This is a genomic window from Streptomyces lydicus (assembly GCF_004125265.1).
GTDB lineage: Bacteria > Actinomycetota > Actinomycetes > Streptomycetales > Streptomycetaceae > Streptomyces > Streptomyces lydicus_C.
Genome location: NZ_RDTE01000003.1, coordinates 1227651 through 1243522 on the forward strand (window position 1 = coordinate 1227651; position 15872 = coordinate 1243522).

Here is a 15872-nt window from a genome sequence, read left to right on the forward strand (position 1 = left end):
TCAGTCGGTCGGAAGTTCCAACTCACTGTCGATCAGGGCGAATATATCGGCCTCGGTCGCGGACTCGATGTCACTGTCATCGGACTCCTTTCCATCGTTCACCGAACCACTCCACTTCTCCAGGAGAGCTTCCACCTTGGTACGAATTGTGAGCCTGTCCGCGTGATCGAGGTGCGGCATGTCTCTGGCGATCCTCTCGAGATCCTCCAGCATCTCTCTAGCGGGAGATGCCTCGGTCCCGAGGATTTCGCGGTGGAGGTGTTCGGCAAGCGCGAGGGGGGTGGGGTAGTCGAAGATGAGGGTGGGGGGCAGACGGGTGCCGGTGGCGGCGGTGAGCCGGTTGCGGAGCTCGACAGCGGTGAGGGAGTCGAAGCCCAGATCCGCGAAGGAGCGTTGCGGTTCGACCGCGTCCGGTGCGGCGAAACCGAGGACCGCGGCGGCCTCACCACGTACGACGCCCAGGAGGAGCCGGCTCCCCTCGTCCGCACCGAGCCCGGCCAGTTGCTGGGCCAGGGTGACGCCGCCGGTGGTTGCGCTGGTGCGGGTGGCGGCGGTGCGGCGAGCCGGTCGGACCAGGCCGCGCAGCAGAGCAGGCAGGGCATCGGGCTCGTGGGCCGCGAGAGCAGCGGTGTCGATGTCGGCGGTGACCAAGGAAGGGGCAGGCGCCTGGAGCGCCCGGTTGAACAGGGCGAGACCGCGCTCGGGTGCGAGCGGGCGGAACCCGGAGCGGCTCATTCGCTCCCGGTCCCCCTGGCTCAGTTCGCCGACCATGCCACCGGCGGTGCTCTGGTCCCACGGCCCCCAGGCCAGGGCCTGTCCGGCCAGGCCGTGGGCCCGACGGTGATGAGCGAGGGCGTCGAGAACGGCGTTGGCGGCAGCGTAGTTGGCCTGACCCGGCGAACCATAGGTCGCCGCGATCGACGAGTACAGCGTGAACATCGCCAGGTCGAGGTGAGCGGTCAGCTCATGCAGATGCAACGCCGCGTCAGCCTTCGGCGCGAAGACGGCAGCCAGTCGGTCAGGCGTCATCGACGCAAAGACACCGTCATCCACCACACCGGCGGTGTGCACGATGCCCGTCAGGGCATGCTCAGCCGGAATCCCATCCAGCACAGCCGCCAGGGCCTCGCGGTCAGAGACGTCACACGCCACCGCAACAACCTCAGCACCCAGGCCCCGCAGCTCCGTGAGGAGGTCGGAAGCACCCGGAGCATCCCCGCCCCGACGACTGGTCAGCACCAGATGACGCACCCCGTACTCAGTCACCAGATGCCGGGCCAACAAACCACCCAACGCACCCGTACCACCCGTGATCAAAACAGTGCCGTCACGGTCGAGAGGACGAGGGAAGGTAAGGACGTTCTTGCCGACATGCCCACCCCGGCTCATCAACCGGAACGCAGACACCACCTCCCGCACATCCCACGCCCGAACCGGCAACAGCGACAACACACCCCGCTCAAACAAATCCACAACGATGGCGAGCATCTCGCCCAACCGATCCAAACCCGCATCGAAGAGATCAAACGCCCTATACGCAACCCCGTCCGCGAAGGAACCAGCGTCGCGAAGATCGGCCTTGCCCATCTCGACAAACCGACCACCCTCCCCCAACAACCGGGCACTCGCATCGATGTACTCCCCCGCCAAAGCATTGAGGACCACATCAACACCACGCCCGCCCAGCCGCTCACGGAAAGCGTCCTCGAACGACAGATCACGAGAGGAAGCGATCCGCTCACGCGAAACCCCGAGACCCTCCACGACCGGCCACTTCGACACACTCGCCGTCGCAAACACCTCAGCACCCAAATGCCGCGCCAACTGCACAGCAGCCATACCCACACCACCAGCAGCCGCATGCACAAGCACCGACTCACCCGAGCCCAGACCACCCAGATCCACCAACCCGTAATACGCCGTCAAAAACGCCATCGGCACCGACGCCGCCTGCACGAACGACCACCCCACCGGCACCCGCGCCACCAAACGCCGATCAACCACCACCACCGGACCGAAACCACCGTTGAACAGCCCGAAGACCCGGTCCCCAACCACCAACCCCTCAACACCGGGACCGACCTCCAGGACCACACCCGCACCCTCAGAACCCATCAGAGCAGTGGCATCCGGATACGAACCAAGAGCGACCAACACGTCACGGAAGTTCACCCCCGTCGCACGCACACCAACCCGCACCTGCCCAGGAGCGAGTTCGCCCACCACCGGCAAGCCCACCGCAACCGGCGCGAGGTCTTCCAGCGCGCCCCGCTCAGAACCCTCCAAACGCCAGGGTTCACCTCCGGTCGGCAGGACCAGGCCACCGCCACCCTTCACCAGACGCGCAGCCAGCACACCACCGTCACGAATCACCAGCTGGCCTTCACCGCTGGCAAGGGCACCGCCCAACACAGCCCACGAAACGGGCGTATCGTCCACGTCCACCAGTACAAGGCGCCCGGGGTGCTCCGACTGCGCCGAACGCACCAGACCCCACACACCAGCAGCAGCCAGATCCGCCACCGCACGGCCATCACCCACATCCACCGCACCACGCGTCAGCACCGCGAGGGGCACGCCCTCCCATCGCTCGTCCGCGAGCCAGTCCCGCAGGATCGGCAGTACGTCGGCCGCAGTCGCGTCCGCCACCGGCAGAGCCACCAAGCCGGGGAGTTCACCCACGGGTTCGTCGGTGGAGGCCATGCGGCATACGGCACCGCCTGCGGCCGTCAGACCCTCCGCGACCCCTGGCACACCAAACGCATCGAGCAGAGCGACAGAGCCGGGTGCCGGTTCGTCGCCGCCGGCGCTCGGCAGCCTGGTCCACTCCAGACGGTACAGCGAGTCCTGTCCGGCAGAGGCGGCGGGCGCGGCGAATTGCTCCTGCTGGAGTGCGCGCATCACGAGCCGTTCGGCGGAGATGACGGGTGCGCCGTCGCCGTCGGTGGCGCTCAGCGCGACGCCGTCCGTGCCGGTCGGGCGGAGGTGCACCCGCAGCAGGCCCGCGCCGGAGGCGGCCAGGGTGACCCCGGACCAAGAGAAGGGGAGCCGCGCGGGCGCTTCCGCACCGCCGTCGCCGCCACCCTGAGCTGCGAAGACTCGTACGGCCATGGACTGGAGCGCGGCGTCGAGCAGTGCCGGGTGCAGCCCGAACCGCGCCGCCCGGCTTTCTTCCTCTTCGGGAAGGGCCACTTCCGCGAACACTTCGTCGCCGCGCAGCCACACCTCACGTACGCCTTGGAAGACGGGACCGTAGTGCAGCCCGATCGCATCGAGAGCTGCGTACATATCCTCGACCTCGGCCGGCACGGCGTCGGCCGGCGGCCACTGGGCGGCGTCGGCGGTGAGAGTGGCCGCCTGCCCGGTGGGGGTCAGGGCTCCGACGGCGTGACGGGTCCACGCCTGGTCCGGCCATCCGGCGTCGGTGCCGGGACGCTCCACGCGCCCGTGCACCGTGAACGGCCGCCGCCCCAGTTCGTCGACTCCCTCCACACTGACCTGCACCTGCACCGCCTGCCCCGGCGGCAGGACCAGCGGCCTTTCCAGCACCAATTCCTCAAGGTGCCCACAGGCGACCTGGTCGCCCGCACGTACGGCCAGCTCCACGAACGCGGTGCCGGGGACCACGACCTGCCCGTGGACGACGTGATCGGCCAGCCACGGGTGCGAGGTCTGAGAGAGCCGCCCGGTGAACACCGTGCCCTCTCCGTCGGCAAGAGCCACCCCGGCACCCAGCAGCGGATGGCCCATGACGCCCAGGCCGGCAGCGCTCACGTCGCCCGCGACCAGCGAGACCCTCGGCCAGAACCGCTCACGCACGAACGCGTACGTCGGCAGCTCGACGGTCCGCCCACCGGACGGGGCCAGGACAGCGGCCCAGTCCACAGCCGCGCCCCGTGCATGCACCGTGGCCAGCGCCGTGAACAGGGATTCGACCTCGTCACGGCTGGAGCGCAGCACCGGAACCGCCACGTCGCTCTCGGCGCTCTCCTGCACCATGGCGGTGAGTACGCCGTCGGGGCCCAGCTCCAGGAAGCGGCTGACGCCCTTGCCACTCAGGGTGGCCACGCCGTCAGCGAAACGCACCGCCTCGCGGACATGCCTCACCCAGTAACCCGGGGTCCGGATCTCGTCCGCGTCGGCGAGCTTCCCGGTCACGTTGGAAACGATCGGCAGCTGCGGGGCATGGAAGGTCAGCTCTGCTGCCACAGCAGCGAATTCATCCAACATCGCGTCCATACACGGCGAGTGGAACGCATGCGAAACCGTCAGCCGCTTGACCCGACGACCCGCCTCACGCCACACAGCCTCAAGCTCCACGACAGCATCCGCGTCACCGGACACCACCACCGAGGTCGGCCCATTGACCGCAGCAACGCTCACCCGACCCTCATACGAGACCAGCGCCCCCGCGACCTCGGACTCCACCCCCTCAACAGCGAGCATGGCCCCACCGGACGGCAGAGCCTGCATCAGCCGACCCCGCGCCGCCACCAACGCACACGCATCATCCAGCGACAACACACCCGCCACATGCGCAGCAGCCAACTCACCAATCGAATGCCCCAGCAGGAAGTCAGGGATGACACCCCACGACTCCAGCAGCCGGAAGAGAGCAACCTCCAGCGCAAACAGTCCCGCCTGCGTGTAAACCGTCTGATCGATCAACTCCCCGTCACCGAAGAGCACATCACGCAACGGATGCTGCAAGGAACCGTCCATCCGCGCACACACCGCATCCAAAGCATCCGCAAACACCGGGAACGCCGCATACAGCCCCCGCCCCATCCCGGCCCGCTGCGCCCCCTGCCCCGTGAACAAGAACGCCGTCTTCCCCGGCACCGACACACCGGTCACCACACCCGCCCCGGAACCACCCCCGGCGAGCTCCGCCAGCCGGACCAAAGCCGTCTCACGGTCCGGGGACAACACCACCGCCCGGTGCTCCAGCACCGCCCGCGTCGTCACCAACGACAACGCGAGGTCGGCGGCCGTCAGGTCCTCCCGCTCCTCCACGAAGGCGCGCAGCCGCTCCGCCTGGGCCCACAGCCCTGCCGCCGACTTGCCGGAAATCACGAACGGCAGCACCGTCCCGGGCCCGGACTCCGCCAACACGGCATCCGTCTCGGGCTCGCGCTCAGGCGCCCCCTCCAGGATCACGTGGGCGTTGGTGCCACTCATGCCGAACGAGGACACACCAGCCCGCAGCGGCCGATCCCCGACCGCCGGCCACACCCGCTCCTCCGTCAGCAGCTCGACCGCACCCGCCGTCCAATCCACATGCGGCGACGGCTCGTCCACGTGCAGCGTCCGGGGCAGCACTCCATGCCGCATCGCCATGACCATCTTGATCACACCGGCAACCCCGGAAGCAGCCTGCGTGTGACCGATGTTCGACTTCAGCGACCCCAACCACAGCGGCCGGCCGGCCGGCCGGTCCTGACCGTACGTGGCGAGCAACGCCTGCGCCTCGATCGGGTCACCCAGCTTCGTACCCGTACCATGCGCCTCGACCACGTCCACATCGACCGCGGACAACCCCGCATTCGCCAACGCCTGCCGAATCACCCGCTGCTGCGACGGACCGTTCGGCGCCGTCAAACCGTTCGACGCACCATCGGAGTTCACCGCCGAACCCCGCACCACCGCCAGCACCCGATGACCATTGCGACGCGCATCCGACAACCGCTCCACCAGCAGCACACCGACGCCCTCGCCCCACGCCGTACCGTCGGCCGACGCGGCGAACGCCTTGCAGCGGCCGTCGGCCGCGAGCCCGCCCTGGCGGCTGAACTCGACGAACGCGGAGGGCGTGGACATCACCGTGACACCGCCGGCCAGCGCCAAGTCGCACTCGCCGCTGCACAGCGCCTGCACCGCCAGGTGCAGCGCCACCAGCGACGACGAACACGCCGTGTCGACCGTCATCGCCGGGCCCTCCAGGCCGAGCGTGTACGCGACCCGACCGGACATCACTCCAGCCGCGTTGCCGATGCCCTGGTGGCTCTCGCTGCCGTGCTCGGAGGCCAGGAGCAGCGGGAGGTAGTCCTGACCGTTCGTGCCGGTGTAGACGCCGGTTCGGCTGCCGCGCAGCGCCGTCGGGTCGATACCGGCGCGCTCGAACACCTCCCAGCCCGTTTCCAGGAGAAGCCGCTGCTGCGGGTCCATGGCGAGGGCCTCGCGCGGCGAGATTCCGAAGAAGGCCGGGTCGAAGTCGGCTGCGCCGGACAGGAAAGCGCCCTCGCGGACGTACGAGGTGCCCGGTGCGGCGCCCTCGGGGTCGTACAACGCGCCGAGGCCCCACCCCCGGTCGTCGGGAAAGGACGAGGTCGCGTCCGTGCCCGCCAGCACCAGCCGCCACAGGTCCTCGGGGGACTCCACGCCATAGGGGTAGCGGCAGCTCATGCCGATGATCGCGATCGGCTCGTCCGCGTCCGCGGTGCGGTGTGCGCGCACGGCCTCGGCGGAACCGCCGAGGCACTCGGTCCGCAGATGCTCCGCGAGGGCGGCCGAGGTGGGGTAGTCGAAGATCAGGGTCGCGGGCAGGCGCAGGCCGGTCGCGGCGTTCAGGGCTTCGCGCAGTTCGATCGCGGTGAGCGAGTCGAAGCCGAGTTCGGTGAACGCCCGGTGCGGTTCGACCGCCTCGGCGCCGCGCCGGTGGCCGAGCACCTCCGCGACCTGGTCCCGTACCGTCGCCAGGGCCACCGTCTCCTGTTCGGCGGGCGACAGACCCGTGAGGCGGGCGGCGAGTTCCGAGGCCGCGCCGCGGGGTGCGGTCGGCGCGGCGGGCCGACGGTCACGGGAGTCGCGGACGGCAGGCAGCTCGTCGAGGAGCGGGCGGGGTCGGGCCGCGGTGAAGGTGGCGGCGAACCGGGGCCAGTCGATGTCCGCGACCGCCACGCAGGTGTCGGCGCCGTCCACGGCCCGGCCCAGTGCGCCGACGGCCCACTGCGGGTCCATCGGCAGCAGTCCGCGCTTGCGCAGGTAGTCGCTGGTGGCGGCGGCGCCCGCCATGCCGTCGCCGGCCCACGGGCCCCAGGCGATCGAGGTGGCGGCGAGTCCGGCGGCGTGCCTGCGCTCAGCGAGTCCGTCCAGGAAGGCGTTCGCGACGGCGTACGCGGCCTGGCCACCGCTGCCCCAGACGGCGGCGACGGACGAAAACAGCACGAACGTTTCCAGGGGTACGTGGACAAGCGCCTCGTGCAGGTTGACGGCGCCGGCCACCTTGGCTTCGAGTCCGGTCGCGAAGTCGGCGAGCCCGGTCTCCGTCAGGGGGGCGAAGGCGCCGGTGCCGGCCGCGTGGAAGACCGCCGTGAGCGGAAGGTCGTCCGGGATGTCACGCAGGAGCGCGTCCACCGCGCTCCGGTCCGCGACGTCGCAGGCGACGACGGTGACCTTGGTGCCGCGCGCCCGGAGTTCGGCCGCCAGGGCGGCGGCCGAGGGGGCTGTCGGGCCCCGGCGGCCGGCCAGCAGGAGGTGAGGGGCGCCCCGGTCCGCGAGCCAGCGCGCGACGTGTGCGCCGAGCGCGCCCGTGCCGCCGGTGACCAGGACGGTGCCGGACGGCTGCCAGGTGTCGGTGACCGGGGCCTGGGGCGCATCGACGAGGCGGCGCCCGAACAGTCCGGTCGGCCGTACCGCGATCTGGTCCTCGTCGCCACTGTCGGCCAGCACTCCGGCCAGCCTTCTGCGGGTACGTGCGTCCAGCGGCCCGGCGCCGGCGGGCAGGTCCACAAGCCCGGTCCAGCGGCGCGGGTACTCCAGGGCGGCGACCCGGCCGAGGGCCCACACCTGTCCGCCGGGGATGCCGGCCAGTTCCTCTCCGGGCGCCACAGTGACCGCGCCACGCGTGACCAGCCAAAGCGGGGCCTTGATGCCCGTGTCTCCAAGCGCCTGGAGGAGAGTGACGGTACGGGCGATGCCGGCGGGCAGTGCCGGGTGGCCGGGGTCCGGTCGCTCGTCGGCGGCGAGGAGGGAGAGCACTCCCGAGAGGGGGACGCCTGCGGCGCTCTCCCGCAACTGACGTGCAAGGCAGTCGCGTTCGACTGACGATTCGGTCAGGACGAGTTCGCGTACGTCCGCGCCCGAGCCGGTCAGGGTGGCCGCGCAGTCACGCACCAGCACGGTGTCGGCGGACTTCTCGTCCGTCACCAGCAGCCAGGTGCCGGTCAGATCGGGGGCGACGGCTTCGGGGACGGGCTTCCAGCCGACCCGGTAGCGCCGGTCGTGGTGGTCGGCGGCGGTACCGGTGCGCTCGCGCGCGGAGGGCAGCAGCCAGTAGTGCTCGCGCTGGAAGGCGTACGTCGGCAGGTCGACCGTACGTGCGCCGCTCGGGGCGTGGACGGCGGCCCAGTCGGCCGGGATTCCGCGGATGTGCATCAGCGCAACGGCCTGCCACCAGGAGCCGAGCTCGTCGCGACCCGCGCGCAGCGTGGGTATCGCGACGGTCTGCGCATCGTCTTCGACGCTCTGGCGGGCCATGGCGGTCAGGACGCCGTCGGGGCCCAGTTCGACGAGCTTGGTGACGCCCGCCGCGCGCAGGCTCCGCACACCGTCGGCGAACCGGACGGCTTCGCGGACGTGGCGGACCCAGTAGGCGGGGGTCCGGATCTCGTCGGGGTCCGCGAGCTCGCCGGTGACGTTGGAGACGATCGGGATCTGCGGGGCGTGGAAGGCCAGCTTCCCTGCCACGTCGGCGAACTCGTCGAGCATCGCGTCCATGCGCGGCGAGTGGAAGGCGTGCGAGACCGTCAGCCGCTTGACCCGCCGGCCTGCCTCGCGCCACCCAGCCTCAAGCTCCGCGACCGCATCCGCGTCGCCGGACACCACCACCGAGGTCGGCCCGTTGACCGCAGCAACGCTCACCCGGCCCTCGTACGAGACCAGCGCCCCCGCGACCTCGGACTCCACACCCTCGACAGCCAGCATCGCCCCACCGGACGGCAACGCCTGCATCAACCGACCCCGCGCCGCCACCAACGCACACGCATCATCCAGCGACAACACACCCGCCACATGCGCAGCAGCCAACTCACCAATCGAATGCCCCAGCAGGAAGTCAGGAGTGACACCCCACGACTCCAGCAACCGGAAGAGAGCAACCTCCAGCGCGAACAATCCCGCCTGCGTGTAAACCGTCTGATCGATCAACTCCCCGTCACCGAAGAGCACATCACGCAACGGACGCTCCAGAGCGCCATCCATCCGCGCACACACCGCATCCAACGCATCCGCAAACACCGGGAACGCCGCATACAGCCCCCGACCCATCCCGGCCCGCTGCGCCCCCTGCCCCGTGAACAGGAAGGCGGTCCGGCCCTTGAGCGCCGCGCCGCTCTCCACGTACGCGTGCTTCTCGCCCCGCGCGAGCGCGGTGAGGCCCGCGCGGAATCCCTCGCGGTCGGCGGCGAGCACCACCGCGCGGTGGTCCAGAGCGGCCCGGGTCGTCGCCAGCGACAGCCCGATGTCGGCGGGGGCGTGGTGGGGGGCGGTGTCGAGGAACGTACGGAGCCGGTCGGCCTGGCCGCGCAGCGCATGTGCCGTCTTCGCGGACAGCGGCCAGGGCACCAGGGGCATCGGAGCCGGAGGGGCGGCAGCGGGTGGGTTCTGCCTGGCCGTGTCCGCGGGCTCCGGCGCCTCTTCCAGGATCACGTGCGCGTTGGTGCCGCTCACGCCGAACGCCGACACGCCGGCCCGGCGCGGCGCGGTGCCCTTCGGCCAGTCGCGGGCCTCCGCCAGCAGCTCGACCGCACCCGCCGTCCAGTCCACGTGCGGCGACGGCGCGTCGATGTGCAGGGACTTGGGCAGGACACCGTGGCGCATGGCCATGACCATCTTGATGACACCGGCTGCACCGGCCGCCGACTGTGTGTGCCCGATGTTGGACTTCACCGAGCCGAGCCACAGCGGCCGGTCCGCCGCCCTGCCCCGGCCGTACGTGGCGAGGAGCGCCTGCGCCTCGATGGGGTCGCCGAGCGTGGTGCCGGTGCCGTGCGCCTCGACGGCGTCTACATCGGCCGCCGACAGCCGGGCGTTGGTCAATGCCTCGTGGATGACGCGCTGTTGGGAGGGTCCGTTGGGTGCGGTCAGGCCGTTCGACGCGCCGTCGGAGTTCATCGCGGAGCCCCGGAGCACGGCCAGTACGGGATGCCCGTTGCGCCGTGCGTCGGACAGTCGCTCGACCAGCAACAGCGCCACGCCCTCGCCCCAGCCGGTGCCGTCGGCTCCGGCCGCGAAGGGCTTGCACCGGCCGTCGGCCGCGAGGCCGCGCTGGCGGCCGAACTCGGCGAACGCACCTGGGGTGGCCATGACGGTGACGCCGCCCGCGAGGGCCATCGTGCACTCGCCGGAGCGCAGCGCCTGGGCCGCGAGGTGCAGCGCCACCAGCGACGACGAGCACGCCGTGTCCACCGACACCGCCGGCCCCTCCAGACCGAGCGAGTACGCCACCCGGCCGGAGAGCACGCTGGTGGCGGCGCCGATCAGGGAGTAGCCCTCAAGGTCCTCGGACATCGACGTCGCGACTCCGTAGCCGGAGTTGGTGGCCCCGACGAACACTCCCGTACGGCTGCCGCGCAGCGACGTCGGGTCGATGCCCGACCGTTCGAGGCACTCCCAGGCGGTTTCCAGGAGGATGCGTTGCTGCGGATCCATGGCGAGGGCCTCGCGGGGCGAGATGCCGAAGAAGTCCGCGTCGAAGGAGCCCGCATCGTGGACGAAGCCGCCCTGCCGCGCGTAGGTCCCGGGTCCTTCGGCCTCCGCGGCGTACGGCTGCTTCGTGTCCCAGCCCCGGTCGGTGGGGAATCCGGAGATGCCGTCGCCGCCCCGCTCGAGCAGTTCCCAGAGGGCTTCGGGGGAATCGATTCCGCCGGGCAGCCTGCAGGCCATGCCGACGATGGCGAGGGGCTCGCGGCCGGCCGCGGTCAGTTCACGGTTGAGGGCCTTGAGCCGCTCGGTCTCCTTCACGGAGCTGCGCAGGGCTTCGACGTACTGGTCGATGGTGGCACTCATGACGCGCGGGCTCCCTCGTCGGTGGCGTCGTCGGCGTCGTCGACACCGGTGGCGGAGAACAGTTTGAGCAGGCTCTCGCCGTCCATGGCGTCGAGCTCTTCCGCACGGACACCGGAGCCGGCCCGTTCGTCGGCGGCTGCCGCCCCGGCAGTGCCGGGGTGTCCGGCGTCGGCCAGGCGGAGCAGGATGTCCAGCAGGCCGGCCTCGCGGAGCCGGGCGGGCGGGATGGCGGCTACCGTGCGCATGATCCGTTCGTCTTCGGGCGACAGCGGCGGAAGTACGGGGCCGTCCGCGGGTTCCGGGGCCAGCTGGGCCAGCAGTCGGCCGGTGAGGGCGTCCGGTGTCGGATGGTCGAAGACGGCCGTCGCCGGCAGCGCGATTCCGGTGGTCGCCTCGATGCGGTCGCGCATCTGGAGCGCGGACAGCGAGTCGAAGCCGAGGTCGCGGAACGCCCGGTCGGCCTCGACGTCGGACGCGTCCGCGTGGCCGAGGACCAGCGCGGCCTGTTCCAGGACCAGTTCGAGCAGGGTGTTCTCACGCTGCACGAGGGGGAGCGCGGCCAGTCGGGCCCGCAGCGCGGTGGTGTCCGCCCGGGGGCCGTCGCCTCGGCCCGCGGCGGGCGGGCGGGCCTCGGGCAGCGCGGCCAGCAGCGGGCTCGGACGGGCCATCGTGAACACGGGGGCGAACAGCGGCCAGTCGACACCGGCGACGGTCACGCACGCCTCGTCCCGCGTCACCGCGTCACCCAGAGCGGTCAGCGCGGGTTCCACCGCCATCGTCAGCACTCCGCGTCGGCGCAGTTCGGCGGCGGTGGCGCCGTCCCCCATGCCGGGCCCGTCCCAGGTACCCCAGGCGATCGAGGTCGCGGGCAGACCGGCGGCACGGCGGCGCTGGGCCAGCGCGTCCAGGTGGGCGTTGGCGGCGGCGTAGGCGCCCTGGCCCGCGCCGCCCCAGGTCGCGGCGGCGGAGGAGAACAGCACGAACGCCTCGAGCGCGGGGCTGTCGCACAGGGCGTGCAAGTTCTCCGCACCCGTGGTCTTGGCGGCGAGCACGGCGGCCAGCTGGCCGGGGGTGGTGTCCGTCAGCGAGCCGAGGTCCCCGACCCCGGCGGCGTGGACGACCGTGGTGACCGGTTCGTCGGCGGGCAGTTCGGCCAGCAGCGCGGCGAGTGCCGTCCGGTCGGCCACGTCGCAGGCGGCCACGGTCACCTTGGCGCCGAGCGCGCCGAGCTCCGCGACGAGGTCGGCGGTGCCGGGGGCGCGGTCCCCCCGGCGGCTGGTCAGGACCAGGTGCCCGATGCCCCGCTCGGCGAGCCTTCGGGCCACGTGCCGGCCGAGACCGCCCGTACCGCCGGTGATCAGGGCCGTGCCACGGGGCCGCCAGGTGTCGGTGAGCGGGCCGCCGGTGGTGGCGCGGACCAGTCGGCGGCCGTACGTGCCGGTGGGCCGCACGGCGATCTGGTCCTCGCCTCCGCTGCCGACGCCACCGATTCCGGCATCGTCAGTGCCGGAAGCAGCGCCGTCGGCCAGGAGCGAGGCGAGGAGGGTGCCGGTGTGCGCGTCGAGGTTTTCCGGGAGGTCGATCAGGCCACCCCAGCGGGTGGGGTATTCGAGGGCGGCGACCCGGCCGAGGCCCCATACGGCGGGGCCGGCGGTGCCGTTCGGCGCCTCGTCGGGGGCGACCGCTACGGCGCCGCGCGTCAGCGCCCAGACCTTGGCGTCATCGGCACCGGACGCCTGCGCGTCCAGGGCCTGGAGCAGTGCCAGGGTGGCGGTGATCCCGGCGGGCACGTGCGGGTGGTCGGGGTCGGGCCTCTCGTCCAGGGCGAGCAGGGACAGCATTCCGGTCGGGGCGCCGGAGTCCCCGGCCTCCCGCAGGGCACGGCGGAGGGTGTCGGGGTCGGGCCCGGCCGGGACGCGGAGGACGGTCGCGCCGTGCCGGGTCACGGCTGCCGCACAGGCTTCCACGACGGGATCATGAGTTCCGGCCAGCGGCACGATCAGCCACCAGGTCCCGGCGAGCCGTGGCCGCGGTACTGCCGGGAGGGGCTGCCAGTCGATGCGGTAGCGCCAGTCGGCTGGGTCTCCCCCGCCCGGCGCCACCGGCCAGAACTGTTCGCGATGGAAGGCGTACGTCGGCAGGTCCACCCGCGTACCACCCCAGTGGGCGAACACTCGGTCGCGGTCGACCGCGACGCCGTGGACGTGCGCCGTGGCGAGGGCCTCGATCGCGGAGGTGGCCTCGTCCCGGTCGCCCTGCAGGACGGGAAGGGCGACGCTGGCGCGCGTACCGGCCTCGTCCGCGAGGCACAGCCGGGTCATGGCGGTGAGGACGCTGTCGGGCCCCAGCTCGATGAACTTGGTGACGCCCTCGGTGTGGAGGCACCGCACCCCGTCGGCGAAACGGACGGCCTGGCGGACGTGCCGGACCCAGTAGTCGGGGGTGCGGATCTCGTCCGCGTCGGCGAGCTTCCCGGTCACGTTGGAGACGATCGGCAGCTGCGGCGCGTGGAAGGTGATTTTGCGTGCCACTTCGGCGAATTCGTCGAGCATGGCGTCCATGCGCGGCGAGTGGAAGGCGTGCGAGACCGTCAGCCGCTTGACCCGCCGGCCTGCCTCGCGCCACATCGCCTCAAGCTCCGTGACGGCATCCGCGTCGCCGGAGACCACCATGGAGGTGGGCCCGTTGACGGCGGCGATGCTGACGCGGTTCTCGTACGAGGCCACGGCTTCCGCGATCTCGGACTCATCCCCCTCGACGGCCAGCATCACTCCACCGGGCGGCAGCGCCTGCATCAGCCGGCCACGCGCGGCAACCAAGGTGCACGCGTCGTCCAGCGACAGCACACCCGCCACATGCGCGGCAGCCAGCTCACCGATCGAATGCCCCAGCAGGAAGTCCGGCGTGACACCCCACGACTCCAGCAGCCGGAAGAGAGCCACCTCCAGCGCGAAAAGCCCTGCCTGCGTGTAGACGGTCTGGTCGATCACCTCCCCGCCGTCGAAGAGGACGTCACGCAGCGGACGGTCCAGCTCCGTGTCCAGTCGCGCGCACACCGCGTCCAGCTCTTCCGCGAACACCGGGAACGTCTCGTACAGTCCCCGGCCCATCCCGGCTCGCTGCGCCCCCTGCCCGGAGAACAGGAACGCCACGTCTCCCGGCGAGGCGAAGCCCCGCACCACATAGGCGGTCTCCTCGTCCCCGGCCAGCGCGGACAGGCCGGCCAGGAATCCGGCGCGGTCGGCGGCCAGGACCACCGCCCGGTGGTCGAGGGCCGCGCGACTGGTGGCGAGGGAGTGGGCCACGTCGATGTCGGCGAGGTCGGGCGAGTCCGCCAGGAAAGAGGCGATGCGTTCCGCCTGGCCGCGCAGGCCGGCGGCCGAGCGTGCGGAGACCAGCCACGGGAGCACGGACGGCCGTGCTGCGGCCCGCACCTCGGGCTCGGCCCGTACCTCGGGGGCCTGCTCGAGGACGACGTGCGCGTTGGTGCCGCTCACCCCGAACGACGAGATGCCTGCCCGGCGCGGGCGCCCGCCGGTCTCCCACGGCCGGGCCTCGGTGAGCAGCTCGACCGCGCCCGCCGTCCAGTCCACGTGCGACGACGGTTCGTCCACGTGCAGGGTCCGCGGCAGGACGCCGTTGCGCATGGCCATGACCATCTTGATGATCCCGGCGACGCCGGCGGCGGCCTGGGTGTGGCCCAGGTTCGATTTGACGGAGCCGAGCCACAGCGGCCGGCCGGGGTCCCGCTCCTGGCCGTAGGTGGCGAGGAGGGCCTGCGCCTCGATGGGGTCGCCGAGTGTGGTTCCGGTGCCGTGCGCCTCGACCGCGTCCACGTCGGCGGGCGTGAGGCGGGCGTTCGTCAGCGTCTCCCGGATCACGCGCTGTTGGGACGGTCCGTTGGGCGCCGTCAGGCCGCTGGAGGCGCCGTCCTGGTTGACCGCGCAGGCCCGGACCACTGCCAGGACCTCGTGTCCGTTGCGCTGCGCGTCGGAGAGCCGCTCGACCAGCAGGACGCCGACGCCCTCGCCCCATGCGGTGCCGTCGGCGGCCGTGGCGAACGACTTGCAGCGGGCGTCCGTCGCCATGCCCTCGTCGAACTCCGACCCGGCGAACATCGTCGGAGTCGCCATCACGGTCACCCCGCCCGCCAGCGCCAGGTCGCACTCGCCGCCGCGCAGCGCCTTCACGGCCAGGTGCAGGGCGACCAGGGACGAGGAGCAGGCCGTGTCGAGGGTGATGGCGGGGCCCTCCAGGCCGAGGGCGTACGACACCCGGCCGGACAGCACGCTGCCCGCGTTGCTCGTCCCGACGAAGCCCTCCAGCACCTCGGGCACAGCGTGCAGGCCGACCGCATAGTCGTGGTACATCGCCCCGGCGAAGACTCCCGTACGGCTGCCGCGCAGCGACAGCGGGTCGATGCCGCTGCGTTCGACGGCCTCCCAGCTCGTCTCCAGCAGGAGCCGCTGCTGCGGGTCCATGGCGAGCGCCTCGCGCGGCGAGATCCCGAAGAATCCCGGGTCGAAGCGCCCTGCCTCGTACAGGAACCCGCCCTCGCGGGCCGCCGTCCCCGCGAGCGCGCCGAGGTCCCAGCCGCGGTCGGTGGGGAAGCCGGAGACGGCGTCACCGCCCTCCGCGACCAGACGCCACAGGTCCTCGGGCGAGCGGCAGCCGCCCGGGTAGTGGCAGCCCATGCCGATGATGGCGATCGGTTCGACCGCCCGGTCCTCCAGTTCGCGGATCCGCCGGTTGGACTCGCGCAGCTCGGCAGTGGCTCGCTTGAGGTACTGGAGGAGCTTCTCCTCGTCGGGCATCGGGGATCTCTCTTTCGGGTGTGGTAGGACCACGTGACCTTCATGAACCGG

At 71.7% G+C, this 15872-nt stretch carries 2 protein-coding genes; both read right to left on the bottom strand.

From position 1 onward, the window contains the following. The gene (locus D9V36_RS07775; RefSeq protein WP_129293091.1) at positions 1 to 11007 is read right to left on the bottom strand and encodes a type I polyketide synthase; all 11007 of its coding nucleotides are present in this window, start codon (positions 11005 to 11007) and stop codon (positions 1 to 3) included. Then, positions 11004 to 15821, bottom strand: a complete 4818-nt coding sequence (locus tag D9V36_RS07780) for a type I polyketide synthase (RefSeq protein WP_129293092.1) — start codon at positions 15819 to 15821, stop codon at positions 11004 to 11006. The genes D9V36_RS07775 and D9V36_RS07780 overlap by 4 nt, the downstream gene beginning before the upstream one ends. Between the last annotated feature and the right edge of the window lie 51 nt (positions 15822 to 15872).

Bases quoted from the DNA above. Each gene is read 5' to 3' on its own strand.
- D9V36_RS07775 (WP_129293091.1), bottom strand. From the start codon at position 11,007: ATGAGTGCCACCATCGACCAGTACGTCGAAGCCCTGCGCAGCTCCGTG.
- D9V36_RS07780 (WP_129293092.1), bottom strand. From the start codon at position 15,821: ATGCCCGACGAGGAGAAGCTCCTCCAGTACCTCAAGCGAGCCACTGCC.